Raw genomic sequence first — 25,848 nt, 5'->3', positions numbered from 1 at the left:
CTGCGAGCCCCGCGCCTGCGCGGGGCTCTTTCTCGTTCCGGGACGGACGCCGGTGGTACCACCACCGGAAGGATTGCCATGGCGAGGCCGGACAAGGCAGCCGCAGTCGCCGAGATCTCGGACAAGTTCCGCGACTCGAACGCTGCCGTGCTGACCGAGTACCGCGGGCTCACCGTCGCGCAGCTCAAGCAGCTGCGTCGGTCGCTCAGCGGCAACGCAACCTACGCCGTGGTGAAGAACACGCTGACCGCCATCGCGGCCAAGGAGGCCGGTGTCGAGGGACTCGACGCCGACCTGCAGGGCCCGTCGGCAATCGCCTTCGTCACCGGGGACCCGGTCGAGGCTGCCAAGGGTCTGCGTGACTTCGCCAAGGCGAACCCCGCGCTGGTCATCAAGGGCGGTGTCCTCGACGGGCGCCCCCTGACCGCCGCGGAGGTCACGAAGCTCGCGGACCTCGAGTCCCGCGAGGTCCTGCTGGCCAAGGCGGCCGGCGCGATGAAGGCCAAGCTCTTCCAGGCTGCCTACGTCTTCACCGCGAACACCGCCCAGGCCGCCCGCGTCATCGATGCCCTGCGTCAGAAGCAGGAATCGGAGGGCGCTGCCGCCTGATCCCGCGCCCGGGGCACGCCCCGGTCTCGTGATCCACGCAGCGCAAGCACACACCCCGCTTCTGGCAGGCCCGCACCGGGCCGCTGCCGAGCACCGACCGAAAGGAACGCCATCATGGCGAAGCTCAGCACCGACGAGCTCATCGAGCAGTTCAAGGAGCTCACCCTCATCGAGCTCAACGAGTTCGTGAAGGCCTTCGAGGAGACCTTCGAGGTCACCGCCGCCGCCCCCGCCGCCGTCGCGGTCGCCGCCCCCGCGGGTGGCTCGGGCGACGCCCCGGCCGAGGAGGAGAAGGACGAGTTCGACGTCATCCTCGAGGCCGCCGGCGACAAGAAGATCCAGGTCATCAAGGAGGTGCGCGCGCTCACGTCCCTCGGCCTGAAGGAGGCCAAGGACCTCGTGGACGGTGCCCCGAAGCCGGTCCTGGAGGGCGCGAACAAGGAGACGGCCGAGAAGGCCAAGGCTGCCCTCGAGGGCGCCGGCGCCACGGTCACCCTCAAGTGATCTCGCCGGTCCCGTCGTGACGGGACCGGTCAGCACGCCGCACGAGGCCCGCACCCCGCCCGGGGTGCGGGCCTCGTCGTCGTTCTCGGCGCCCGACGACGTGGGCGGGCCGGGGAGCGCGGCGCCGAGGTGGGCGTGCACGTCGTCGGGCACCCGGGCGGGCGCACCGGCTTCACGGAACGGCCACGAGTGTGCCACCATGTGCGGGTCGACGACGCAGGACAGCGAGGTCGACGGCAAGCAGGTTCGCGACCCGCGAGACGGGTCGGAGGCGGGCGACGAGGCCCGCGCGAGTACCGGTGAGGCGTTCACGCGTCGGGAACCGGGCGGGGTCGCACGCCCCGGGGTTGTGTCACGATGCGTTGTGGGCTATGCTCACGCTTTGCGCTGTCCTGTGCCCCCGATCTCAAATACCCCCGACCCCCTCGTCGACGTACGTGCGCGTCCGCGAGGTGTCGTGGTGGCGGTGATCGTGTCCAGCCCGGCGGTGCAGCGTTCTTTCGATCTGCAGGGAAGGACCCCTCTTGGCTGCCTCGCGCACCCCTTCTGCTCCGACCGCCGACGCCATCGCGAACCGCACCGCATCGCGTCGCCTCTCCTTCGCCAAGATCTACGAGCCCCTCGAGGTCCCCGACCTGCTGGGCCTCCAGACCGAGAGCTTCGACTGGCTCCTCGGCAACGAGGCGTGGCAGGCGCGTGTCGCCGCCGCGTCCGCGGCCGGCCGCCAGGACGTGCCCTCGACGTCGGGTCTCGAGGAGATCTTCGAGGAGATCTCCCCGATCGAGGACTTCGGGTCCTCGATGTCGCTGTCGTTCTCCAACCACCGCTTCGAGCCGCCGAAGTACACGGCCGACGAGTGCAAGGAGAAGGACTTCACGTACGCCGCGCCGCTCTTCGTCACCGCGGAGTTCGTCAACTACAACACCGGTGAGATCAAGAGCCAGACGGTCTTCATGGGCGACTTCCCGCTCATGACCGAGCGCGGCACCTTCATCATCAACGGCACCGAGCGCGTCGTCGTCTCCCAGCTCGTCCGCTCGCCCGGGGTCTACTTCGAGCGCGCCGCCGACAAGACGAGCGACAAGGACATCTTCTCGGCGAAGATCATCCCCTCGCGCGGCGCCTGGCTCGAGTTCGAGATCGACAAGCGCGACGCCGTCGGCGTGCGCGTCGACCGCAAGCGCAAGCAGTCCGTCACGGTGCTGCTCAAGGCGCTCGGCCTGACCGAGTCGGAGATCCGCGAGCAGTTCGCCGACTTCCCGTCGGTGCTCGACACGCTCGAGAAGGACCACGTCCACACCCAGGACGAGGCCCTCGTCGACCTGTACCGCAAGATCCGCCCGGGCGAGCCGCCGACGGTCGAGGCCGGCCGCGCGCTGCTCGAGAACTTCTACTTCAACCCGAAGCGCTACGACCTCGCGAAGGTCGGCCGCTACAAGGCGAACAAGAAGCTCGGCATCGACGCGCCGCTCACGGACTCCACGCTCTCCGTCTCGGACGTCGTCGCGACGATCAAGTACCTCGCGGCCCTGCACGCCGACCACGCGTCCATCCCGGGCACCCGGAACGGCGAGGCCGTCGAGGTGCGCGTCGAGACGGACGACATCGACCACTTCGGCAACCGTCGCATCCGCGCCGTCGGCGAGCTCATCCAGAACCAGGTCCGCACCGGCCTGTCCCGGATGGAGCGCGTCGTGCGCGAGCGCATGACGACGCAGGACGTCGAGGCGATCACGCCGCAGACGCTCATCAACATCCGCCCGGTCGTGGCGTCCATCCGCGAGTTCTTCGGCACGTCGCAGCTCTCGCAGTTCATGGACCAGAACAACCCGCTCGCGGGCCTGACGCACAAGCGTCGTCTCTCGGCCCTCGGCCCGGGCGGTCTGTCGCGCGACCGCGCCGGCATGGAGGTCCGTGACGTCCACCCGTCGCACTACGGCCGCATGTGCCCGATCGAGACCCCTGAGGGTCCGAACATCGGTCTGATCGGCTCGCTCGCGTCGTACGGGCGCATCAACCCGTTCGGCTTCATCGAGACGCCGTACCGCAAGGTGACGGCGGGCAAGGTGACCGACGAGGTCGTCTACCTCACGGCCGACGACGAGGACCGCCACGTCATCGCGCAGGCGAACCAGACGCTCAACGCCGACGGCTCCTTCGCGGACGAGCGCGTGCTCGTGCGCACCAAGGGCGGCGAGGTCGAGATCGTCCCCGGCGCGCAGGTCGACTACATGGACGTCTCGCCGCGCCAGATGGTCTCGGTCGCGACGGCGCTCATCCCGTTCCTCGAGCACGACGACGCCAACCGCGCCCTCATGGGTGCGAACATGCAGCGCCAGGCCGTGCCGCTGGTCCGCTCCGAGGCCCCGCTCGTCGGGACCGGCATGGAGTGGCGCGCGGCCGTCGACGCGGGCGACGTCGTCGTCGCGTCGAAGCCCGGTGTCGTCACCGAGGTCTCGGCCGACCTCGTGCTCGTCGCGAACGACGACGGCACGACCGGCAGCTACCGGATCGCGAAGTTCCGCCGCTCCAACCAGGGCACGAGCTACAACCAGCGCGTGCTCGTCGACGAGGGCCAGCGCGTCGAGCCCGGCTCCGTCCTCGCGGACGGCCCGGCGACCGACGAGGGCGAGCTCGCGCTCGGCCGCAACCTCCTCGTGGCGTTCATGTCGTGGGAGGGCCACAACTACGAGGACGCGATCATCCTCAGCCAGCGTCTCGTGCAGGACGACGTGCTCTCCTCGATCCACATCGAGGAGCACGAGGTCGACGCGCGCGACACCAAGCTGGGCCCGGAGGAGATCACGCGGGACATCCCGAACGTCTCCGAGGACGTCCTCGCGGACCTCGACGAGCGCGGCATCATCCGCATCGGCGCCGAGGTCGGCGCGGGCGACGTCCTGGTCGGCAAGGTCACCCCGAAGGGCGAGACCGAGCTGACCCCGGAGGAGCGCCTGCTCCGTGCGATCTTCGGCGAGAAGGCGCGCGAGGTGCGCGACACGTCCCTCAAGGTGCCCCACGGCGAGTCCGGCACGGTCATCGGCGTGCGCGAGTTCAACCGCGAGGACGGCGACGAGCTGCCCGCGGGCGTGAACCAGCTCGTGCGCGTCTACATCGCGCAGCGCCGCAAGATCACGGACGGCGACAAGCTCGCCGGCCGTCACGGCAACAAGGGCGTCATCTCCAAGATCCTGCCCGTCGAGGACATGCCGTTCCTCGCGGACGGGACCCCGGTCGACGTCGTCCTCAACCCGCTGGGCGTCCCCGGTCGCATGAACGTCGGCCAGGTCCTCGAGACCCACCTCGGGTGGGTCGCGAAGCAGGGCTGGGACATCTCGCTGGCCGAGGGCAAGGACCTCTCCTGGCGGGAGAACGTCCCGGAGATCGCCGCGACGTCCGAGCCGGGCCGTCCCGTCGCCACCCCGGTGTTCGACGGCGTCCACGAGGACGCGCTCACGGGCCTGCTCTCGACGACGATCCCGAACCGCGACGGCGACCGCATGGTCGGCGCCGACGGCAAGGCGCGCCTCTTCGACGGCCGCTCCGGCGAGCCGTTCCCCGAGGCGGTGTCGGTGGGCTACATGTACATCCTCAAGCTCCACCACCTGGTCGACGACAAGATCCACGCGCGCTCGACCGGCCCGTACTCGATGATCACGCAGCAGCCGCTGGGTGGTAAGGCGCAGTTCGGCGGCCAGCGCTTCGGCGAGATGGAGGTGTGGGCCCTCGAGGCGTACGGCGCGGCCTACACGCTCCAGGAGCTCCTCACCATCAAGTCGGACGACGTCCCCGGCCGCGTCAAGGTCTACGAGGCGATCGTCAAGGGCGAGAACATCCCCGACTCGGGCATCCCGGAGTCCTTCAAGGTCCTCCTCAAGGAGATGCAGTCGCTGTGCCTGAACGTCGAGGTGCTCTCGAGCGACGGCGTGTCCATCGAGATGCGGGAGTCGGACGACGACGTGTACCGCGCAGCAGAAGAGCTCGGCATCGACCTGTCGCGCCGCCCCAACGCGGCGTCCAGCGTCGACGAGATCTGATCTCGGGCAGGCGGGAGCGGGTCACCCCGCTCCCGCCGACGACCCCGCACCAACCGTCTTTATGGCGTCGGCACCGGCCCCGGCCGGTCCCGGCAGACGAAGGAAGTAGGACAACTTGCTCGACGTCAACGTCTTCGACGAGCTGCGTATCGGCCTGGCCACGGCCGACGACATCCGTGCGTGGTCGCACGGTGAGGTGAAGAAGCCCGAGACCATCAACTACCGCACCCTCAAGCCCGAGAAGGACGGACTCTTCTGCGAGAAGATCTTCGGCCCGACCCGGGACTGGGAGTGCTACTGCGGCAAGTACAAGCGCGTGCGCTTCAAGGGCATCATCTGCGAGCGCTGCGGCGTCGAGGTGACGCGCTCGAAGGTGCGTCGTGAGCGCATGGGCCACATCGAGCTCGCCGCGCCCGTCACGCACATCTGGTTCTTCAAGGGCGTGCCCTCGCGCCTCGGCTACCTGCTCGACCTCGCCCCGAAGGACCTCGAGAAGGTCATCTACTTCGCGGCGTACATGATCACCTCGGTCGACGAGGAGGGCCGCCAGGAGGACCTCCCCAACCTCCAGAACGAGATCGACCTGGAGAAGAAGGAGATCGCGGACGCCCGCGACAACGACATCAACGCCCGCGCCCAGAAGCTCGAGGCCGACCTGGCCGAGCTCGAGGCCGAGGGTGCCAAGGCCGACGCGCGCCGCAAGGTCCGCGACTCGGCCGAGCGCGAGATGGCGCAGATCCGCAAGCGCGCGGACGCGCAGCTCGACCGCCTCGACCAGGTGTGGGACCGCTTCAAGAACCTCAAGGTCGCGGACCTCGAGGGCGACGAGATGCTCTACCGCGCCCTCCAGGACCGCTACGGCACGTACTTCGAGGGCTCGATGGGCGCCGCGGCGATCCAGAAGCGTCTCCAGGACTTCGACCTGGAGGCGGAGGCCGAGTCCCTGCGCGAGACCATCCGCTCGGGCAAGGGCCAGCGCAAGACGCGTGCCCTCAAGCGCCTCAAGGTCGTCAACGCGTTCCTCACGACGACGAACTCGCCCACGGGCATGGTGCTCGACGCCGTCCCGGTCATCCCGCCGGACCTGCGCCCGATGGTGCAGCTCGACGGTGGCCGCTTCGCGACGAGCGACCTCAACGACCTGTACCGCCGCGTGATCAACCGGAACAACCGCCTCAAGCGTCTGCTCGACCTGGGCGCGCCGGAGATCATCGTCAACAACGAGAAGCGGATGCTCCAGGAGGCCGTCGACTCGCTGTTCGACAACGGCCGTCGTGGTCGTCCGGTCACGGGCCCGGGCAACCGCCCGCTGAAGTCCATCTCGGACATGCTCAAGGGCAAGCAGGGTCGTTTCCGTCAGAACCTGCTCGGCAAGCGCGTCGACTACTCGGGCCGTTCGGTCATCGTCGTCGGCCCGCAGCTCAAGCTGCACCAGTGCGGCCTGCCGAAGCAGATGGCGCTCGAGCTGTTCAAGCCGTTCGTCATGAAGCGGCTCGTGGACCTCAACCACGCGCAGAACATCAAGAGCGCCAAGCGCATGGTCGAGCGTGCCCGCCCGGTCGTGTGGGACGTGCTCGAGGAGGTCATCACCGAGCACCCGGTGCTGCTCAACCGTGCGCCGACGCTGCACCGCCTGGGCATCCAGGCGTTCGAGCCGCAGCTCGTCGAGGGCAAGGCGATCCACCTGCACCCGCTCGTGTGCGCCGCGTTCAACGCGGACTTCGACGGTGACCAGATGGCCGTCCACCTGCCCCTGAGCGCGGAGGCGCAGGCCGAGGCCCGCATCCTCATGCTCTCGAGCAACAACATCCTCAAGCCGTCGGACGGTCGTCCGGTGACCATGCCCTCGCAGGACATGATCATCGGTCTGTACCACCTGACGAGCGACCGCAAGGGCGCCGAGGGCGAGGGCCGCGCGTTCGGCTCGGTCGCCGAGGCGATCATGGCGTTCGACCAGGGCACCCTGGACCTGAACGCCGAGGTGAAGATCCGCCTGACGGACCTCGTCCCGCCGGTCTCCGGCTTCGAGGCTCCCGAGGGCTGGGAGGAGGGTCAGCCGATCCTCTTCGACACCACGCTCGGTCGCGCGCTGTTCAACGAGACGCTCCCCGTCGACTACCCGTACGTGAACTCCGTGGTCGACAAGAAGCGCCTCTCGGCGATCGTCAACGAGCTCGCGGAGCGCTACCCGAAGGTCGAGGTCGCGGCGTCGCTCGACGCGCTGAAGGCCGCCGGCTTCCGCTGGGCGACCCGCTCGGGCGTCACGATCGCGATCTCCGACGTCGCCACCCCGGCGGCGAAGGCGGAGATCCTCGAGCAGCACGAGGAGCGCGCGCTCAAGGTCCAGCAGCAGTACGACCGTGGTCTCATCACGGACGACGAGCGCCGTCAGGAGCTCATCGAGATCTGGACCCAGGCGACGGACAAGGTCGCCTCCGTCATGCGCGAGAACCTCGAGGCGAACGACCGCAACACCGTGTACCGCATGGTCGGCTCGGGTGCCCGTGGTAACTGGATGCAGGTGCGTCAGATCGCCGGCATGCGCGGTCTCGTGGCGAACCCGAAGGGCGAGATCATCCCGCGCCCGATCAAGTCCAACTACCGCGAGGGCCTGTCCGTCCTGGAGTACTTCATCGCGACGCACGGCGCCCGCAAGGGTCTGGCGGACACCGCTCTGCGGACCGCCGACTCGGGCTACCTCACGCGTCGTCTCGTGGACGTGTCGCAGGACGTCATCGTCCGCGAGGAGGACTGCGGCACGGAGCGCGGCCTGACGCTGCCGATCGCGGAGGAGCTCGCGGGCATCCTCGTGCGCCACCCGAAGGTGGAGACGAGCGTCTACTCGCGCACCCTCGCGGCCGACCTGGTCGACCCCGACGGGAACGTCGTCGGCAAGGCCGGCGACGACGCGGGCGACGTCCTCATCGACGCCGCGGTGGCCGCGGGCGTCCGCGAGGCCAAGGTCCGCTCGGTCCTCACGTGCGAGTCGCGCGTCGGCACGTGCGCAAAGTGCTACGGGCGCTCGCTCGCCACGGGCAAGCTCGTCGACATCGGCGAGGCGGTCGGCATCATCGCCGCCCAGTCGATCGGTGAGCCGGGCACGCAGCTGACGATGCGTACCTTCCACACCGGTGGTGTCGCCTCCGCGGACGACATCACGCAGGGTCTGCCGCGTGTCACGGAGCTCTTCGAGGCCCGCACCCCCAAGGGTGAGGCGCCCATCGCGGAGTTCTCGGGCCGCATCGCGATCGACGACTCGGAGCGCTCGCGCCGTCTGGTGCTCACGCCGGACGACGGCTCGGAGGAGATCGCCTACCCGGTGACCAAGCGTGCGCGCCTGCTCGTGCAGGACGGCGACCACGTCAACGTCGGCACGCAGCTCGTCCAGGGTGCGGTGGACCCCAAGAAGGTCCTGCGCATCCTCGGCCCGCGCGCCACGCAGAAGCACCTGGTGGACGAGGTCCAGGAGGTCTACCGCTCCCAGGGCGTGGACATCCACGACAAGCACATCGAGGTCATCGTGCGGCAGATGCTGCGTCGCGTGACCGTGCTCGACTCGGGCGACTCGCACCTCCTGCCGGGCGAGCTCGCCGAGCGCGGCCGCTTCGAGGACGCGAACCGTCGTGCGGTGGCGGAGGGCGGCCAGCCGGCCTCCGGCCGTCCCGAGCTGATGGGCATCACGAAGGCGTCGCTCGCGACGGACTCGTGGCTGTCGGCGGCCTCCTTCCAGGAGACGACGCGCGTGCTCACCGAGGCGTCGATGAGCGGTCGTCGCGACCCGCTCCTCGGCCTCAAGGAGAACGTCATCATCGGTAAGCTCATCCCGGCCGGTACCGGTCTGCCCCGGTACACCAAGGTCCAGGTCGAGCCGACCGAGCAGGCCAAGACCGAGCTCTACCCGAGCTTCGGCTACGACGAGATCGACTTCCCGGCGCTCGGCATGGGCTCCGGCGAGGCGATCCCGCTCGAGGACCTGGACTTCGGCGACTACCGCTGAGAGATCACGCCCCGCGTGCTTGTGCCGCGGGTGGCGACCGGCTTGTCCAGAATGTGTACTCGTCAGGGTGGGGTACGGTGCGCGGCTATCTTGGGCTCCGCGTCATCACAGGGGGTGGTGCATGACTGATGGGGGACAGCCATGCGGAAGTTCGTCACGGCGGCGTGCAGCGTCGCTCTGGCCGTGGGTGTGGGACTCGGCACCGCTGGTCCGGCGGCTGCCGGGCTGGAATACCGAGACGGCGGCAAGTGGTACTGGCAGTACACGACGATGATCCTGGAGTCGAACTACTACCACGCCAGCAAGACTCACCGGTCGAGCGTGTCGACGCCTTACGAGACCGTGCGGAGCGCGTGGAAGGCCAAGGGCGTGTGGTCCTACGCCAACACCTCTCCGAACCCGGGCGGGGGCAACTCCTGCAACTACGCGCTCGCGTAGGTCCTGTGGCTGCGGGCGGCTACGTCAGCCGCTCTCAGCAGCGGGTGCAGAGTCCTGACGTTCGGCTTCTTGGAGGGTGCATGCACAGGTACGCAGGTCGAGCCGTCGTGGTGACGGCGTCGCTGGTCATGATGAGCTTCCTCGGGGCCTGCGGGGCCGCCGAGGATGACATGGCAGCAGCGCCCTCTCCCACCGGACCCTCGGACAGTGCCGTGCCCGAGTTCACGGGTCCGTTCGCTGCTGAGTTCGAGCAGGCATACCGGGACACCGCATCGGACTTCGCTCGTGGAGTCCTCGCGGACTCCGTGATCACCGATGCCGAGCACGCGGAGATGGTCGAGCTCTTCACGACATGCCTCGCCGGGAAGGGCATCGCGTTCACGGGGTACAACGCCGACGGAGGCTTTACGACGTCGTCCGCCCCGAACCCGGAGGAAACCGACGCTCTGATCGACGAGTGCTCGGCAACCAGCGGCGAGGACGCAGTCGGCTTCCTTCACGACATCATGCGGACCAATCCCGAGAACCGCGACTGGGCGACGATCGGGGCCGAGTGCCTGGTCGAGGCAGGCGTGGTACCTGCCGACTATGGCGCCGAGGACTACTCCCAGGACAACGAGGGCAGGTTCGTCGAGCTCGACACCCTTCCCACCGATCTCCAGGAGGCGCTGCGGTCGTGCTCCGTGGACCCGCTGGGGATCCTGGAACAGCAGCAGTAGCCGATGGCCTCGTGGACCAAGATCGGCCTCGCCGCCGTGGGCGCCTGTCTGTGCGCCGCGCTCGGCGTGGTCGGAACCGTCGTGTACATGAGACCGGTGACGCCGTCGTCGCTCGCCACCCCTGAGCGCTCGCTGGACTTTCCCGTGGGAGAGGCGGAGTTCGACGACCCACGACCGGTCGAGCTGAGGCTGTCGCGCGGCGACGACCTCGCTCTCACGGTGCCGGCCACCGGCAGGGTCACGACGTCCCGCTGCAAGGCCGGTGTGCCGATGGAGTCGGGGAGCTCCGTGCTGACGGTGGACGGCGTCCCGCTCGTCGGCCTCGCGACATCGGTGCCGTTGTGGCGCGACCTGTCCCTCGGGGACGAGGGGGAGGACGTCACCGCACTCCAGACCGAGCTGGCGCGCCTCGGGTACGAGGTCGATACGGAGGGGCCCTTGCGGAGGGCCGCGCTCCGGGCGTTGCGCGACCTCTACGAGCAGGCGGGCGGGAAGCCCGGTGCTCTCGATCGCGTGACGATCGACCGCATCGTGTGGCTCCCCGCGCCGTCGACGTCGGTCAACGAGTGCCTGGCGACGGTCGGGAGCACGGTTGCGGCGGGGGATCCGGTGGCCTCGGTCCCGGGCGCGCTCGAGAGCGTCACCGTCGCCGAGCCACCCGAGGGGCTGGTTCCTGGCGACCGCGTCCTGGTCGTCGACGGGACGAGCGTCCCCGTCGACGCAGCACTCGCGGTCTCCGACCCGGCGGCACTCGTGCAGCTCAGCCCGCTGCCGTCGCTCCAGCCGACCAGCACCGACGGCGACGCCGGCCGCGCCGGTGCGCCGACCGCCCAGCTCGTGCTCGCCGCGCCGCAGGCGGTGTCGGTCGTCCCGCCGTCCGCGCTGTTCGGCGCAGCGGACGGACGTGGCTGCGTCCTGTCCGACGGCGTGGTGCGCGCGGTCGGCATCGTCGGGTCACAGCTGGGCCAGTCGTTCGTCGTCGTCGACGGGCCGGAGCCCCTCGCGACCGTCGACACGGACCCCGCACCGGGCACGCCGTGCATCTAGAGACGGACGATCTGGGTCATCGGTTCCCTGGCCGCCCGTGGTTGTTCCGGCACCTGGACGCTCGCCTCGAGCCCGGGCGCGTCTACGCGCCGACCGGTCCCTCCGGGTCGGGGAAGAGCACGCTCCTGAGCCTGCTCGCCGGATGGTCCGAACCGACGGAGGGTTCGATCCGTCGTGCGGGGATCAGCCACGTCGGCTGGGTCTTCCAGAACCCGCACGGCACCCCGCGTCGGACGGCCCTCGACCATGTCACGCTCCCCCTCCTGGCCACGGGGCTCGGCCCACGCGCCGCCGAGCGCGAGGCGACCGCGATCCTGGAACGGTTCGCGCTGTCGTCCGTCGCGGCCCAGGAGTTCCGGCGGCTGTCCGGCGGCGAGGCGCAGCGGTTGATGCTCGCGCGCGCCATCGCCGGCCGGCCGGGGTTGCTCCTCGTCGACGAGCCGACCGCGCAGCTCGACCTCCCGACGGCGCGGCGTGTCAACGACGCGATCGCACGGCTGGCGACCGACGCGACGATCGTGGTCGTCGCCACGCACGACGAGCACACCCGCGACGCGTGCACCGACCACGTCGACCTCGCGAGGTTCGAGGCCCGGGACGGAGCCACGACGTGAGGCTCCGGTCGATCCTGCGCGAGGTCGGGCGCAACGTCCTCACCGGGACCACCCGGAGCGTGCTGCTCACGTCGGTGCTCGGGGCGGTCTGTCTGGTACTGCTCGGCGCCGACCTCCTCGCCGTGCGCAGCATCGAGAACGCAGCGACGGCCTTCCGGGAGGCAGGAGGGTCGACGATGACGATCGTCGCGAGCGGGCGGGTCGACGGCGCGCGCTGCGAGGCGCTCGGGCAGATCTCCGGCGTACGAGCAGCAGGGGCCCTGGCGCTCCCGCAGGAGAAGGTGACGGCGGCCAGCCTCCCCGGGGCTCCGCTCCCGGCGGGGTACGCGACGGACGGTTTTCTCTCCGTGGTCCACGCCGACGTCGACCGGGGAGGCGGGGTGGTGCTGTCGGAAGACGCAGCCCGCACCCTGGGGAGGGTCCGGGCAGATGTGCTGGAGACGACGGACGGTCCGACCCGGGTGGCGGGTACCTTTCCCTATCCGGTGGACGGCCGACGGTCGGGGCTCGGGTACCTGGCGTTGCTCCCCGGCGGAGACCGGGCCGTGTTCGACGAGTGCTGGGTGGAGGCCTGGCCGCAGGACGAGCGACTCCGGACGCTCCTGTTCACGACGTTGTTGCCGCCGGCCGACGAGAGCACGGACGACCCGGTCGTCGGCCAGCTCAACGCCTCGCTCGGCGCCGCGTTCGACGGGCACGCCCGGTTCGCGGACCGGATCACACGGTTCGGCGGCGTCGCCGCCGGGGTCTTCGCGCTCCTGCTCGGGATCGTCGCGGTCCGCGCCCGTCGCGTCGAGCTCGCGGCGGCCCTGCACGACAGGGTGCGGGCGGCCGACCTGTGGTCGATGTCGCTCCTCGAGGCGACGGCCTGGGTCGTACCACCCCTCGCGGTGTGCATGGCGACGTCGATGCTCGTGCTCGGAGCTCGGGGCGACCTTCTCCTCGCTGCCGTCCTCGGCGCGCGCGTCGCGATCCCGGCGGGGCTCGGCGCCCTGCTCGGTACCATGTTCGGGCTGGCGCTGACCCGCGAGCGTCATCTCTTCCTCTACGCCAAGGACCGGTGAGACGCGCGGCCCGTCGCGTCCTGATCGCCGACCGCGCGTCTGCCTGCCCGCTGTGGTAGCCTGGTGAACCGTGCCCGCGCCGTCGGGCCCTCCGTGATGTCCCTGGCGGGGCGGTGTCAGCGAGCGATCGCTCCCACCTCCGCGCAGCGGGCTCCGGACGGGCCGATGTGAGTGCCCGGGCACTCCGGATCCCGGTCCTTGCGGCGCCTTCGTGCCCGCGGGCGGGCGACGGACCATCGAGCCGGTGGTAGGTGGCTGCTGCAGCGTGTCTCGCGCTGCGGGTGCCTCGTGCGATCGGCTCCAGCAGCCAGCACGACCACCATCGGGGATAGCCCCGGTAGCTCGAGAAGACACGGAGACGTAGTGCCTACGATCCAGCAGCTCGTCCGCAAGGGGCGGACCTCGAAGGTGGGGAAGTCGAAGACCCCCGCCCTCAAGGGCTCCCCGCAGCGGCGCGGTGTGTGCACGCGCGTGTACACCACCACCCCGAAGAAGCCGAACTCCGCGCTGCGCAAGGTCGCTCGCGTGAAGCTCTCCTCCCAGGTCGAGGTCACGGCCTACATCCCCGGCGTCGGCCACAACCTCCAGGAGCACTCCATCGTGCTCGTGCGCGGCGGTCGTGTGAAGGACCTCCCGGGCGTGCGCTACAAGATCGTGCGCGGCGCGCTCGACACGCAGGGCGTGAAGAACCGCAAGCAGGCCCGCTCCCGCTACGGCGCCAAGAAGGAGAAGAGCTGATGCCTCGCAAGGGCCCGGCCCCGAAGCGGCCGCTCATCGTCGACCCCGTCTACGGGTCGCCCGTCGTCACGCAGCTCATCAACAAGGTGCTGCTCGACGGCAAGAAGTCCACCGCCGAGTCGATCGTCTACGGCGCCCTCGAGGGCGTCCGGGCGAAGACCGACGGCGACCCGGTCGTCGTCCTCAAGCGTGCGCTCGAGAACGTCCGCCCCGCGCTCGAGGTCCGCTCGCGCCGCGTCGGTGGTGCGACCTACCAGGTGCCGGTCGAGGTGCGCCCCGCGCGCGCGACGACGCTCGCGCTGCGCTGGCTCACGGACTACTCGCGCGCACGTCGCGAGAAGTCGATGACGGAGCGCCTCATGAACGAGATCCTCGACGCGAGCAACGGCCTCGGCGCAGCGGTCAAGCGTCGCGAGGACATGCACAAGATGGCGGAGTCCAACAAGGCCTTCGCCCACTACCGCTGGTAGTCCGCACGACGGGCCCCGGGGACCGACGCGTCCCCGGGGCCGTCGGCGGGTCCGAGGCCGGTCACCCCGGTCCGAGCAGCGCCCCCCGACTCAACCCATCTAACGAGGGAAGCAGACCGTGGCACTTGACGTGCTGACCGACCTGAGCAAGGTCCGCAACATCGGCATCATGGCCCACATCGATGCCGGGAAGACCACGACCACCGAGCGCATCCTGTTCTACACGGGTGTGAACTACAAGCTCGGCGAGACGCACGACGGCGCGTCGACGACCGACTGGATGGAGCAGGAGAAGGAGCGCGGCATCACGATCACGTCCGCCGCCGTCTCGTGCTACTGGAACAAGAACCAGATCAACATCATCGACACGCCCGGCCACGTCGACTTCACGGTCGAGGTCGAGCGCTCCCTGCGCGTGCTCGACGGCGCCGTCGCGGTCTTCGACGGCAAGGAGGGCGTGGAGCCCCAGTCCGAGACGGTGTGGCGCCAGGCGGACAAGTACAACGTCCCCCGCATCTGCTTCGTCAACAAGATGGACAAGCTCGGCGCGGACTTCTACTTCACCGTCGACACCATCATCAACCGTCTCAAGGCCAAGCCGCTGGTCATCCAGCTGCCGATCGGCGCCGAGAGCGACTTCACCGGCGTCGTCGACCTCATCGAGATGAAGGCGCTCGTCTGGCACGGGGAGACCCAGCTCGGCGAGGCGTACGACACCGAGGAGATCCCCGCGGACCTGGTCGAGAAGGCCGAGCGGTACCGCAGCGAGCTCGTCGAGGCCGTCGCCGAGGCCGACGAGGAGCTGCTGGAGAAGTACCTCGGCGGCGAGGAGCTGACGGTCGCCGAGATCAAGTCCGGCATCCGCAAGCTCGTCATCGCGGGCGAGGCGTTCCCGGTCCTCTGCGGTTCCGCGTTCAAGAACAAGGGCGTCCAGCCCATGCTCGACGCGGTCATCGACTACCTGCCGTCGCCCCTCGACGTGCCGGCGATCGACGGTCACGACCCCAAGGACGAGGAGAAGGTCGTCCAGCGTCACCCCGACGCCTCGGAGCCGTTCTCCGCGCTCGCCTTCAAGGTCGCGGCGCACCCGTTCTTCGGCAAGCTCACCTACGTGCGCGTGTACTCCGGTCGCGTCGAGCCCGGCCAGCAGGTCGCGAACTCGACCAAGGGCAAGAAGGAGCGCATCGGCAAGATCTTCCAGATGCACTCCAACAAGGAGAACCCGGTCGACGAGGCGAGCGCCGGTCACATCTACGCGGTCATCGGCCTCAAGGACACCACGACCGGTGACACGCTGAGCGACATGGCGAACCCGGTGATCCTCGAGTCGATGAGCTTCCCGGAGCCCGTCATCGACGTCGCGATCGAGCCGAAGACGAAGGCTGACCAGGAGAAGCTCTCCACGGCGATCCAGAAGCTCGCCGAGGAGGACCCGACGTTCCGCGTCAAGCTGGACGACGAGACCGGCCAGACCGTCATCGGCGGCATGGGCGAGCTCCACCTCGACATCCTCGTCGACCGCATGCGTCGCGAGTTCAAGGTCGAGGCCAACGTCGGCAAGCCGCAGGTCGCGTACCGCGAGACCATCCGCCGCAAGGCGGAGAAGATCGAGTACACGCACAAGAAGCAGACCGGTGGGTCCGGGCAGTTCGCGAAGGTCCAGGTGACCTTCGAGCCGCTCGACACGGCCGAGGGCGAGCTCTACGAGTTCTCCAACGCCGTCACCGGTGGTCGCATCCCGCGCGAGTACATCCCGAGCGTCGACGCCGGTATCCAGTCCGCGATGGAGCTCGGCGTGCTCGCCGGCTTCCCGCTGGTCGGGGTGAAGGCGACCCTGCTCGACGGCGCCTACCACGAGGTCGACTCCTCGGAGATGGCGTTCAAGATCGCCGGCTCGATGGTCCTCAAGGAGGGCGTCAAGCGGGCGGACCCGGTTCTGCTGGAGCCGGTGATGGCGGTCGAGGTGCGTACGCCCGAGGAGTACATGGGCGACGTCATCGGCGACCTGAACTCACGTCGTGGAATGATCCAGTCCATGGAGGACGCGACGGGTGTGAAGGTCGTCCGGGCCCAAGTACCGTTGTCAGAGATGTTCGGGTACATCGGTGACCTCCGGTCCAAGACCCAGGGGCGCGCGGTGTACTCGATGCAGTTCGACAGCTACGCCGAGGTTCCTCGGAACGTTGCCGAAGAGATCATCAAGAAGACCCGGGGCGAGTGAGTCCCCACAGGTCGAAGACCCGCACAACCATCAACCTGTAGGAAACCGCAACGCCCCGCGGATGTAAGATCTCTCGGTCGACATTCGCAACGTTCGGCACATCTACCCAAGTCCCAGGAGGACCCCAGTGGCTAAGGCCAAGTTCGAGCGGACCAAGCCGCACGTCAACGTCGGCACCATCGGTCACGTCGACCACGGTAAGACGACGCTCACGGCGGCGATCTCGAAGACGCTCGCGGACACGTACCCGGACCTGCCGGCGAACACGCAGCGCAACTTCGACGAGATCGACGCGGCTCCCGAGGAGAAGCAGCGCGGTATCACGATCAACATCGCGCACATCGAGTACGAGACGCCGAAGCGCCACTACGCGCACGTCGACGCCCCGGGTCACGCCGACTACATCAAGAACATGATCACCGGTGCCGCCCAGATGGACGGCGCGATCCTGGTGGTCGCCGCGACCGACGGCCCGATGGCCCAGACGCGCGAGCACGTCCTGCTCGCCCGCCAGGTCGGCGTGCCGTACCTGCTCGTCGCGCTGAACAAGTCGGACATGGTCGACGACGAGGAGATCCTCGAGCTCGTCGAGATGGAGGTGCGCGAGCTCCTCTCCTCGCAGGAGTTCGACGGCGACAACGCGCCGGTCGTGCGCGTGTCGGGTCTCAAGGCGCTCGAGGGCGACCCCGAGTGGACCGCGAAGATCCTCGAGCTCATGGAGGCCGTGGACGAGAACGTCCCGGAGCCCGTCCGCGAGCTCGACAAGCCGTTCCTCATGCCCGTCGAGGACGTCTTCACGATCACCGGTCGTGGCACCGTCGTCACCGGCAAGGTGGAGCGTGGCACGCTCGACCTCAACTCGGACGTCGAGATCGTCGGCATCCGCGCGCCCCAGAAGACCACGGTCACGGGCATCGAGACGTTCCACAAGCAGATGGACCAGGCTCAGGCCGGCGACAACACCGGTCTGCTCCTGCGCGGCATCAAGCGCGAGGACGTCGAGCGCGGCCAGGTCGTCGTCAAGCCGGGCTCGATCACCCCGCACACCAACTTCGAGGCGCAGGTCTACATCCTGGGCAAGGACGAGGGCGGCCGTCACAACCCGTTCTACTCGAACTACCGTCCGCAGTTCTACTTCCGGACCACCGACGTCACCGGCGTCATCACGCTGCCCGAGGGCACCGAGATGGTCATGCCCGGCGACAACACCGAGATGACGGTCGAGCTCATCCAGCCGATCGCCATGGAGGAGGGCCTCGGCTTCGCCATCCGCGAGGGTGGCCGCACCGTCGGCTCGGGCCGCGTCACCAAGATCCTCAAGTGATCTGACGCTGCCTCCGCAGCACTCGTCGAAGGCCCGGTCCCGTCCGCGGGGCCGGGCCTTCGGCCTGCGGTCCGCCGCCCTGTGCGGTGGCACCGCGGTCACACCTGCGGTCACCGTCACAGCACCCGCCCCGGTCCCGACTTGGCCCGGGCGGGCTTCGTGTGGCAGACTGTTCAGGTTGCCTGTTACGGGTGCGCTCTTTCACGTGTCGAACAGTGTGTTGAACCGGTCCTCCCGAGGAGGGCCAGGACCCCGGGATCTCGTCCCGGGTCTGCGGGTTGAGCTCTCTGTCGCCATGGATCGAGTACCCCGCGGAACACACGTTCCGACCAGGCTCGCACAAACGTTGTGGTCTGCTCCGCGGAGCCGTGCGTCAGCACGGTGCGGACGCCGGTCCACATATCCAACGGCCCTGCGTCTCTCGGCGCGTGCGCCCAGGTGCGTCGCGACTACGCGACACGCCCGAGCGCGGGGGTCGGACAGCTAGCGGTTCGAGAGAGAGAGTCAGACGACGCCATGGCGGGACAGAAGATCCGCATCCGGCTCAAGTCCTACGACCACGAGGTCATCGACAGCTCGGCGCGCAAGATCGTCGACACGGTGACGCGCGCTGGTGCAACGGTCGTGGGTCCGGTGCCGCTGCCGACGGAGAAGAACGTCTTCTGCGTCATCCGGTCGCCTCACAAGTACAAGGACAGCCGCGAGCACTTCGAGATGCGCACGCACAAGCGGCTGATCGACATCATCGATCCCACGCCGAAGGCCGTCGACTCGCTCATGCGTCTCGACCTGCCTGCCGACGTGAACATCGAGATCAAGCTCTGAGGCTGGAGGACATCATGACTATTCCCCAGCAGAACGCGCGCCCGGTCACCGCGGTGCTCGGCACGAAGCTCGGGATGACGCAGCTCTGGGACGAGGCCGGTCGCCTCGTGCCCGTGACCGTCGTCGCCGTCGGGACGAACGTCGTGACGCAGGTGCGCACGGCCGACGCCGACGGGTACGCCGCCGTGCAGCTCGCCTACGGCCAGATCGACCCGCGCAAGGTCACGAAGCCGCTCAAGGGCCACTTCGAGAAGGCCGGCGTCACGCCGCGCCGTCACGTCGCCGAGGTCCGTACCACCGACGCCGCCGAGTACTCGCTCGGCCAGGAGATCACCGCGGAGGCCTTCGAGGCCGGCGCCGTGGTCGACGTCGTGGGCACGACCAAGGGCAAGGGCACCGCCGGTGTCATGAAGCGCCACGGCTTCTCCGGCGTGGGCGCCTCGCACGGTGCGCACCGCAACCACCGCAAGCCGGGCTCGATCGGCGGGGCCTCGACCCCGTCGCGCGTGTTCAAGGGCCTGCGCATGGCCGGTCGCATGGGCAACGCCCGCCAGACCACCCAGAACCTGACCGTCCACGCGGTCGACGCCGAGAAGGGTCTGCTGCTCGTCAAGGGCGCGGTTCCCGGCCCCAAGGGCGGCGTCGTCCTCGTGCGCAGCGCCGCGAAGGGAGCGTGAACACCATGTCCGCTCTGACCGTTGACGTGCTGGACCCCAAGGGCAAGAAGGCCGGCACCGCCGAGCTCCCCGCCGAGGTGTTCGACGTCGAGCTCAACGTCCCGCTGATCCACCAGGTCGTCGTCGCCCAGCGTGCCGCTGCACGCCAGGGCACCCACGACACCAAGAGCCGCGGCGAGGTCCGCGGTGGTGGTCGCAAGCCGTACAAGCAGAAGGGCACCGGCCGCGCCCGCCAGGGTTCGACCCGTGCGCCGCAGTTCGCCGGCGGTGGCACCGTCCACGGCCCGACGCCGCGCTCGTACGACCAGCGGACGCCCAAGAAGATGAAGGCCGCCGCGCTCCGCGGTGCCCTCTCGGACCGCGCCCGCAACGGCCGTGTCCACGTCGTGACCGGCTTCGGCGTCGACGGCCTGCCGTCGACCAAGACCGCCGTCTCGACGCTCGCCAAGCTCTCCGAGCGCAAGCACGTCCTCGTGGTCACCGAGCGTGGCGACGAGCTGACGATCAAGTCGCTGCGGAACGTCGAGCAGGTCCACCTCCTGGTGGCCGACCAGCTCAACACCTACGACGTGCTCGTCTCCGACGACGTCGTCTTCACGCAGGGCGCGCTCGACGCGTTCCTGGCGGGCCCGGCCACGGGTCGCTCCGCGAAGGCCGTCGCCACCTCCACCGAGGCGGACGAGACTGCTGCCGAGGAGGCCGCGAAGTGACCACCGTGACCAAGGACCCCCGTGACGTGATCCTCGCGCCGGTCGTCTCCGAGAAGAGCTACGGCCTGCTCGACGAGGGCAAGTACACGTTCGTCGTCGACCCGCGGGCCAACAAGACCGAGATCAAGATCGCCGTCGAGCAGATCTTCTCCGTCAAGGTGGCCTCGGTGAACACGATCAACCGCAAGGGCAAGACGCGTCGCACGCGTTTCGGCCTGGGCAAGCGCAAGGACACCAAGCGTGCGATCGTCACCCTCCGCGAGGGCACGATCGACATCTTCGGCTGAGCCGACGAGAGCAGATTGAGGACAGATCCCCATGGGAATCCGTAAGTACAAGCCGACGACGCCCGGCCGCCGCGGCGCGAGCGTCGCCGACTTCGCCGAGATCACGCGCTCGCAGCCGGAGAAGTCTCTGGTCCGCCCGCTCTCGAAGAGCGGCGGCCGCAACAGCTCCGGCCGGATCACCACCCGTCACAAGGGTGGTGGCCACAAGCGTGCGTACCGCGTGATCGACTTCCGTCGCCACGACAAGGACGGCGTGCCCGCCAAGGTCGCGCACATCGAGTACGACCCCAACCGCACGGCGCGCATCGCGCTCCTGCACTACGCGGACGGCGAGAAGCGCTACATCATCGCGCCGGCCAAGCTCAAGCAGGGCGACGTCGTCGAGAACGGTGCGGGCGCGGACATCAAGCCCGGCAACAACCTGCCGCTGCGCAACATCCCGACCGGTACGGTCATCCACGCCATCGAGCTCAAGCCCGGTGGCGGCGCGAAGATCGCCCGCTCGGCCGGTGCCTCCGTGCAGCTCGTCGCCAAGGACGGGCCGTACGCGCAGCTGCGCATGCCCTCCGGCGAGATCCGCAACGTCGACCTGCGCTGCCGCGCGACGGTCGGCGAGGTGGGCAACGCCGAGCAGTCGAACATCAACTGGGGCAAGGCCGGCCGCATGCGCTGGAAGGGCAAGCGCCCGACCGTCCGCGGTGTCGCCATGAACCCGATCGACCACCCGCACGGTGGTGGTGAGGGCAAGACGTCCGGTGGTCGCCACCCGGTGAGCCCGTGGGGCCAGCCGGAGGGCCGTACCCGCCGTCCGAACAAGCCGAGCGACAAGCTGATCGTGCGTCGTCGCCGTACCGGCAAGAAGCGCTGATAGGAGCCTGGAGACATGCCTCGTAGCCTGAAGAAGGGCCCCTTCGTCGACGGCCACCTGCAGAAGAAGGTGGACGCTCAGAACGAGAAGGGGACCAAGAACGTCATCAAGACCTGGTCCCGTCGGTCGGTCATCACGCCCGACTTCCTCGGTCACACGTTCGCCGTGCACGACGGTCGCAAGCACACGCCGGTGTTCGTCACCGAGTCGATGGTCGGCCACAAGCTCGGCGAGTTCGCTCCCACGCGGACCTTCCGCGGCCACGTGAAGGACGACAAGAAGGGTCGTCGCCGCTGACCCCCGGGTCAGTCTGGTGACGACCTGGACGGTCAAGAGACAAGAAGGCAGGACAGCAATGGAAGCCAAGGCGCAGGCGCGGTTCGTCCGTGTCACGCCCCAGAAGGCCCGGCGCGTCGTGGACCTCATCCGTGGCAAGCAGGCCTCCGAGGCCGTCGCGGTGCTGAAGTTCGCACCGCAGGCGGCGAGCGAGCCCGTCCGCAAGGTCGTGGAGAGCGCCATCGCGAACGCCCGGGTGAAGGCAGACCGTGCGAGCGAGGCGTTCGAGGAGCAGGAGCTCGTCGTGCGTGAGGCGTTCGTCGACGAGGGTCCGACCCTCAAGCGTTTCCGCCCGCGGGCCCAGGGCCGTGCGAACCGCATCCTCAAGCGCACCAGCCACATCACCGTGGTCGTCGCTCCGCGTGAGAACACGAAGGGAAGTGCCCGATAGTGGGACAGAAGGTTCACCCGCACGGGTACCGCCTCGGCATCACCACCGACCACCGGTCGCGCTGGTTCGCCGACAGCACCAAGCCCGGACAGCGGTACCGCGACTACGTCCGCGAGGACGTCCAGATCCGCAAGCTCATGAGCACCGGTCTCGAGCGCGCAGGCATCTCCAAGGTCGAGATCGAGCGCACCCGTGACCGCGTCCGCGTGGACATCCACACGGCGCGCCCCGGCATCGTCATCGGTCGCCGCGGCGCCGAGGCGGACCGCATCCGCGGCGAGCTGGAGAAGCTCACCGGCAAGCAGGTGCAGCTCAACATCCTCGAGGTGAAGAACGCCGAGGTCGACGCGCAGCTCGTCGCCCAGGGCATCGCCGAGCAGCTCGCGAGCCGCGTCTCGTTCCGTCGTGCGATGCGCAAGGGCATCCAGTCGGCGCAGCGCGCCGGTGCCAAGGGCATCCGCGTGCAGGTCTCCGGCCGCCTCGGCGGCGCGGAGATGAGCCGGTCGGAGTTCTACCGCGAGGGTCGTGTGCCGCTGCACACGCTCCGCGCGTACATCGACTACGGCTTCTTCGAGGCCCGCACGACCTTCGGCCGCATCGGCGTGAAGGTCTGGATCTACAAGGGCGACGTCACCGAGAAGGAGTTCGCCGCGCAGCAGGCCACGGCCGCTCCGCGCCAGGGCCGTGGCGGCCCGCGCGGTGAGCGTGGCGGCGACCGTCGTGGTGGTGGCCGTCGTCCCGAGCGTTCGGGCGAGCGGACCTCCGGGTCCGAGGCGCCGGCCGCGGCTGAGCAGTCCGCTCCTGCCGCGGAGGCGAAGGCCCCTGAGACCGGAACGGAGGCCTGAGTCATGCTGATCCCGCGCAGGCTCAAGCACCGCAAGCAGCACCACCCGTCGCGCTCCGGCGCGGCGAAGGGTGGCACGCAGATCGCGTTCGGCGAGTACGGCATCCAGGCTCTCGAGCCGGCGTACGTCACCAACCGTCAGATCGAGGCTGCTCGTATCGCGATGACCCGCCACATCAAGCGTGGCGGCAAGGTCTGGATCAACATCTACCCGGACCGTCCCCTGACCAAGAAGCCTGCCGAGACCCGCATGGGTTCCGGTAAGGGTTCGCCCGAGTGGTGGGTCGCCAATGTCAAGCCCGGCCGCATCGTCTTCGAGCTGGCCGGTGTCCCGGAGGACCTGGCTCGCGAGGCGATGCGTCGCGCGATCCACAAGCTCCCGATGAAGTGCCGTTTCGTGGTGCGCGAGGGTGGTGGCAACTGATGGCAATCGGAACGAAGGGGCTCGCCCCCGTCGACCTCGACGCCATGGACGACGAGACGCTCGTCGCCGAGCTCAAGAAGGTCAAGGAGGAGCTCTTCAACCTCCGCTTCCAGTCGGCCACCGGCCAGCTGGAGAGCCACGGGCGCCTCAAGGCCGTCCGCCGCGACATCGCGCGGATCTACACGATCCTGCGTGAGCGCGAGCTCGGCATCCGTACCGCGCCGAGTGCCGAGTGAGTGAGGCTGGAATGAGCGAGAACGCAACGAACGCGCCCGAGGCGGCCGAGGAGCGCGCGAACCGCAAGACGCGCCGCGGCTACGTCGTGAGCGACAAGATGGACAAGACCGTGGTGGTCGAGGTCGAGGACCGGGTCAAGCACCCGCTCTACGGCAAGGTCATCCGCCGCACGAGCAAGGTCAAGGCGCACGACGAGCAGAACTCTGCCGGCGTGGGCGACCTGGTGCTCATCATGGAGACCCGCCCGCTGTCCGCGACCAAGCGGTGGCGCCTCGCGGAGATCCTCGAGAAGGCCAAGTGATCCACCGGTCGTGACGGGCGGGCCCGCTCGCTCGTCACGACCGCTCTCGTGCCGCACCGCGGTGCGGCAACCAGTGAGGACAGGTCGGGCGGGTCCACCGCCCGGTCCTGGCCGGTTCACCCGCGAGGGACCCGGCACTGACAGCTACCCGTTCGGCAAGGCTCGCCCCGCGCGAGAACCGGCTCGACGACAGGAGTTCATTACATGATCCAGCAGGAGTCGCGACTTCGTGTCGCCGACAACACGGGTGCCAAGGAGATTCTCTGCATCCGCGTTCTCGGTGGCTCGGGCCGTCGCTACGCCGGAATCGGCGACGTCATCGTCGCAACCGTCAAGGACGCGATCCCGGGCGGCAACGTGAAGAAGGGTGACGTGGTCAAGGCCGTCGTCGTCCGCACCGCCAAGGAGCGCCGTCGTCCGGACGGTTCCTACATCAAGTTCGACGAGAACGCCGCCGTGATCCTCAAGAACGACGGCGAGCCGCGCGGGACGCGCATCTTCGGCCCGGTCGGGCGCGAGCTGCGCGACAAGCGGTTCATGAAGATCATCTCGCTGGCTCCGGAGGTGCTCTGACCATGGCCAAGATCAAGAAGGGCGACCTCGTCGTCGTCATCGCCGGCAAGGACAAGGGCAAGCAGGGCCGCGTCCTCGAGGTGCTCACCGACCGTGACCGCGTCATCGTCGAGGGCGTCCAGCGCATCACCAAGCACACCAAGGTCGGCCAGTCGCAGCGCGGCACGCGGACCGGTGGGATCGAGACCGTCGAGGCGCCGATCCACATCAGCAACGTGATGGTCGTCGACCCGGAGACCAAGAAGGGCACCCGCGTCGGGTACCGCACCGAAGAGGTCGAGCGTGACGGCCGCAAGCGCACCGTGCGCGTGCGTGTCGCCAAGCGCTCCGGGAAGGACATCTGATGAGCACCGAGATCGTTGCCCCCGAGGTGCCTCGCCTGAAGCAGCGCTACCGCGAGGAGATCGTCGCCGGTCTGCGCGAGGAGTTCGGGCACGAGAACGTCAACCAGGTCGCCCGCGTCACGAAGATCGTCGTGAACATGGGTGTCGGTGACGCCGCCAAGGACTCGAAGCTCATCGAGGGCGCCATCCGCGACCTGTCCGCGATCACCGGCCAGAAGCCGCAGGTGACCAAGGCCCGCAAGTCCATCGCGCAGTTCAAGCTGCGCGAGGGCATGCCGATCGGCGCGCACGTCACGCTGCGCGGCGACCGCATGTGGGAGTTCCTGGACCGCCTCCTGTCGATCGCCCTGCCGCGCATCCGCGACTTCCGCGGCCTGTCGCCCAAGCAGTTCGACGGGCACGGCAACTACACGTTCGGTCTCACGGAGCAGTCCATGTTCCACGAGATCGACCAGGACAAGATCGACCGTGTCCGCGGTATGGACATCACGATCGTGACCACGGCGACGACCGATGACGAGGGCCGCTCCCTGCTGCGCCGTCTCGGCTTCCCCTTCAAGGAGAACTGACATGGCGAAGAAGGCCCTGATCAACAAGGCGGCCGCCAAGCCGAAGTTCGCGGTCCGCGCCTACACCCGGTGCCAGAAGTGCGGTCGTCCGCACTCGGTGTACCGCAAGTTCGGCCTGTGCCGCATCTGCGTGCGCGAGATGGCCCACCGTGGCGAGCTTCCCGGCGTCACCAAGAGCAGCTGGTAACAACTACGTCGTAGGTCCTGGCGGAGCGCGCCGCACGGCGCGCTCCCGCCCGGATACCACGTCGAGGAAGGGCTAGAGCCCGATGACGATGACCGACCCGATCGCAGACATGCTGACGCGTCTGCGGAACGCGAACTCGGCTTACCACGAGACGGTGACCATGCCGTACTCGAAGCTGAAGTCGCACATTGCCGAGATCCTCCAGGCCGAGGGCTACATCTCCGGCTGGAGCGTCGAGGACGCGACGGTGGGCAAGAACCTCACCATCCAGCTGAAGTTCGGCCCGAACCGTGAGCGCAGCCTCGCCGGCGTGCGCCGCGTGTCCAAGCCGGGCCTGCGCAAGTACGCCAAGTCCACCGAGCTGCCGAAGGTTCTCGGCGGCCTGGGCGTGGCGATCCTGTCCACGTCCTCCGGCCTGCTCACCGACAAGCAGGCCGCCAAGAAGGGCGTGGGCGGCGAAGTCCTCGCCTACGTCTGGTAATCCGGAAAGGAG

29 protein-coding genes are annotated in these 25,848 nt (G+C 68.9%); all 29 read left to right on the top strand.

The annotated features are described in order from the left end of the window. Positions 1 to 78: 78 nt before the first annotated feature. The 29 genes from rplJ (at position 79) to rpsH (ending at position 25,836) form a co-directional block, all read left to right on the top strand. Positions 79 to 609, top strand: coding sequence for a 50S ribosomal protein L10 (rplJ, locus tag ACTJIY_RS13630; RefSeq protein WP_021483443.1), 531 nt, complete (start codon positions 79 to 81; stop codon positions 607 to 609). A gap of 114 nt (positions 610 to 723) precedes the next feature. After that, a complete protein-coding gene (gene rplL, locus ACTJIY_RS13625) occupies positions 724 to 1,113 on the top strand; it encodes a 50S ribosomal protein L7/L12 (RefSeq protein ID WP_021483444.1) in 390 nt (129 codons plus the stop codon). Positions 1,114 to 1,637: 524 nt separating this feature from the next. After that, complete coding sequence (gene rpoB / locus ACTJIY_RS13620; protein ID WP_253055123.1) at positions 1,638 to 5,150, top strand: DNA-directed RNA polymerase subunit beta; 3,513 nt, start codon at positions 1,638 to 1,640, stop codon at positions 5,148 to 5,150. Positions 5,151 to 5,265: 115 nt separating this feature from the next. Continuing rightward, positions 5,266 to 9,147, top strand: a complete 3,882-nt coding sequence (locus ACTJIY_RS13615; protein ID WP_253055124.1) for a DNA-directed RNA polymerase subunit beta' — start codon at positions 5,266 to 5,268, stop codon at positions 9,145 to 9,147. A gap of 183 nt (positions 9,148 to 9,330) precedes the next feature. Next, entirely contained in the window at positions 9,331 to 9,585 is a 255-nt protein-coding gene (locus ACTJIY_RS13610; RefSeq protein WP_253050797.1) for a lactococcin 972 family bacteriocin, read from the top strand. Between the two features lie 80 nt (positions 9,586 to 9,665). Then, a complete protein-coding gene (locus tag ACTJIY_RS13605) occupies positions 9,666 to 10,304 on the top strand; it encodes a hypothetical protein (protein ID WP_353707798.1) in 639 nt (212 codons plus the stop codon). Positions 10,305 to 10,307: 3 nt separating this feature from the next. Further along, positions 10,308 to 11,351, top strand: coding sequence for a peptidoglycan-binding domain-containing protein (locus tag ACTJIY_RS13600; RefSeq protein ID WP_440674330.1), 1,044 nt, complete (start codon positions 10,308 to 10,310; stop codon positions 11,349 to 11,351). A 41-nt stretch (positions 11,352 to 11,392) separates the two neighbouring features. Then, positions 11,393 to 11,965: an ATP-binding cassette domain-containing protein gene (locus ACTJIY_RS13595; RefSeq protein WP_440674331.1), complete on the top strand. Its 573-nt coding sequence runs from the start codon at positions 11,393 to 11,395 to the stop codon at positions 11,963 to 11,965. Then, on the top strand, positions 11,962 to 13,029 hold the full coding sequence (locus ACTJIY_RS13590) for a hypothetical protein (protein WP_353707800.1): 1,068 nt from the start codon (positions 11,962 to 11,964) through the stop codon (positions 13,027 to 13,029). The genes ACTJIY_RS13595 and ACTJIY_RS13590 overlap by 4 nt, the downstream gene beginning before the upstream one ends. 363 nt (positions 13,030 to 13,392) lie before the next feature. Next, complete coding sequence (gene rpsL / locus ACTJIY_RS13585) at positions 13,393 to 13,767, top strand: 30S ribosomal protein S12 (RefSeq protein ID WP_021479869.1); 375 nt, start codon at positions 13,393 to 13,395, stop codon at positions 13,765 to 13,767. Then, complete coding sequence (gene rpsG / locus ACTJIY_RS13580; RefSeq protein ID WP_047233808.1) at positions 13,767 to 14,237, top strand: 30S ribosomal protein S7; 471 nt, start codon at positions 13,767 to 13,769, stop codon at positions 14,235 to 14,237. The genes rpsL and rpsG overlap by 1 nt, the downstream gene beginning before the upstream one ends. A gap of 118 nt (positions 14,238 to 14,355) precedes the next feature. Beyond that, positions 14,356 to 16,458 (top strand): elongation factor G, encoded by a 2,103-nt coding sequence (gene fusA, locus ACTJIY_RS13575; RefSeq protein WP_253050805.1) that lies wholly within the window; start codon positions 14,356 to 14,358, stop codon positions 16,456 to 16,458. A gap of 127 nt (positions 16,459 to 16,585) precedes the next feature. Beyond that, positions 16,586 to 17,782 carry an elongation factor Tu gene (tuf, locus tag ACTJIY_RS13570; RefSeq protein ID WP_253050806.1) on the top strand — a complete coding sequence of 399 codons (1,197 nt, stop codon included), beginning with the start codon at positions 16,586 to 16,588 and terminating at the stop codon, positions 17,780 to 17,782. A gap of 516 nt (positions 17,783 to 18,298) precedes the next feature. Further along, entirely contained in the window at positions 18,299 to 18,607 is a 309-nt protein-coding gene (gene rpsJ, locus ACTJIY_RS13565; protein ID WP_012867945.1) for a 30S ribosomal protein S10, read from the top strand. 14 nt (positions 18,608 to 18,621) lie between these two features. Next, a complete protein-coding gene (rplC, locus tag ACTJIY_RS13560; RefSeq protein WP_047233811.1) occupies positions 18,622 to 19,284 on the top strand; it encodes a 50S ribosomal protein L3 in 663 nt (220 codons plus the stop codon). A 5-nt stretch (positions 19,285 to 19,289) separates the two neighbouring features. Further along, positions 19,290 to 19,994, top strand: a complete 705-nt coding sequence (rplD, locus tag ACTJIY_RS13555; RefSeq protein ID WP_047233829.1) for a 50S ribosomal protein L4 — start codon at positions 19,290 to 19,292, stop codon at positions 19,992 to 19,994. Then, entirely contained in the window at positions 19,991 to 20,281 is a 291-nt protein-coding gene (gene rplW / locus ACTJIY_RS13550) for a 50S ribosomal protein L23 (RefSeq protein ID WP_021479876.1), read from the top strand. The genes rplD and rplW overlap by 4 nt, the downstream gene beginning before the upstream one ends. Positions 20,282 to 20,312: 31 nt before the next feature. Further along, a complete protein-coding gene (gene rplB / locus ACTJIY_RS13545) occupies positions 20,313 to 21,149 on the top strand; it encodes a 50S ribosomal protein L2 (RefSeq protein ID WP_047233812.1) in 837 nt (278 codons plus the stop codon). Positions 21,150 to 21,164: 15 nt separating this feature from the next. Beyond that, entirely contained in the window at positions 21,165 to 21,446 is a 282-nt protein-coding gene (gene rpsS / locus ACTJIY_RS13540) for a 30S ribosomal protein S19 (RefSeq protein WP_047233813.1), read from the top strand. 58 nt (positions 21,447 to 21,504) lie between these two features. Next, positions 21,505 to 21,876 carry a 50S ribosomal protein L22 gene (rplV, locus tag ACTJIY_RS13535; RefSeq protein WP_021479879.1) on the top strand — a complete coding sequence of 124 codons (372 nt, stop codon included), beginning with the start codon at positions 21,505 to 21,507 and terminating at the stop codon, positions 21,874 to 21,876. After that, the gene (gene rpsC, locus ACTJIY_RS13530; RefSeq protein ID WP_253050808.1) at positions 21,876 to 22,721 is read left to right on the top strand and encodes a 30S ribosomal protein S3; all 846 of its coding nucleotides are present in this window, start codon (positions 21,876 to 21,878) and stop codon (positions 22,719 to 22,721) included. The genes rplV and rpsC overlap by 1 nt, the downstream gene beginning before the upstream one ends. 3 nt (positions 22,722 to 22,724) lie before the next feature. Then, complete coding sequence (gene rplP, locus ACTJIY_RS13525; RefSeq protein WP_047233815.1) at positions 22,725 to 23,144, top strand: 50S ribosomal protein L16; 420 nt, start codon at positions 22,725 to 22,727, stop codon at positions 23,142 to 23,144. Further along, the gene (rpmC, locus tag ACTJIY_RS13520; protein WP_021480429.1) at positions 23,144 to 23,380 is read left to right on the top strand and encodes a 50S ribosomal protein L29; all 237 of its coding nucleotides are present in this window, start codon (positions 23,144 to 23,146) and stop codon (positions 23,378 to 23,380) included. The genes rplP and rpmC overlap by 1 nt, the downstream gene beginning before the upstream one ends. Before the next feature lie 11 nt (positions 23,381 to 23,391). Further along, positions 23,392 to 23,682, top strand: a complete 291-nt coding sequence (rpsQ, locus tag ACTJIY_RS13515) for a 30S ribosomal protein S17 (RefSeq protein WP_047233816.1) — start codon at positions 23,392 to 23,394, stop codon at positions 23,680 to 23,682. A gap of 204 nt (positions 23,683 to 23,886) precedes the next feature. Further along, a complete protein-coding gene (gene rplN, locus ACTJIY_RS13510; protein WP_021480431.1) occupies positions 23,887 to 24,255 on the top strand; it encodes a 50S ribosomal protein L14 in 369 nt (122 codons plus the stop codon). A 2-nt stretch (positions 24,256 to 24,257) separates the two neighbouring features. Next, the gene (gene rplX / locus ACTJIY_RS13505; RefSeq protein WP_087471316.1) at positions 24,258 to 24,599 is read left to right on the top strand and encodes a 50S ribosomal protein L24; all 342 of its coding nucleotides are present in this window, start codon (positions 24,258 to 24,260) and stop codon (positions 24,597 to 24,599) included. Then, positions 24,599 to 25,168, top strand: coding sequence for a 50S ribosomal protein L5 (gene rplE, locus ACTJIY_RS13500; protein ID WP_087471317.1), 570 nt, complete (start codon positions 24,599 to 24,601; stop codon positions 25,166 to 25,168). Before rplX ends, rplE begins: the two co-directional genes overlap by 1 nt. Before the next feature lies 1 nt (position 25,169). Next, positions 25,170 to 25,355: a type Z 30S ribosomal protein S14 gene (locus tag ACTJIY_RS13495; RefSeq protein WP_021480434.1), complete on the top strand. Its 186-nt coding sequence runs from the start codon at positions 25,170 to 25,172 to the stop codon at positions 25,353 to 25,355. Between the two features lie 82 nt (positions 25,356 to 25,437). Continuing rightward, entirely contained in the window at positions 25,438 to 25,836 is a 399-nt protein-coding gene (gene rpsH / locus ACTJIY_RS13490; RefSeq protein WP_087471318.1) for a 30S ribosomal protein S8, read from the top strand. The last annotated feature ends 12 nt before the right edge of the window (positions 25,837 to 25,848 follow it).

This window comes from Cellulosimicrobium sp. 22598, from assembly GCF_052044445.1.
Lineage (GTDB): Bacteria > Actinomycetota > Actinomycetes > Actinomycetales > Cellulomonadaceae > Cellulosimicrobium > Cellulosimicrobium cellulans_G.
The sequence above is the reverse complement of the archived record's forward strand: the minus strand, read 5'-3'. Positions and strand labels throughout refer to the sequence as shown.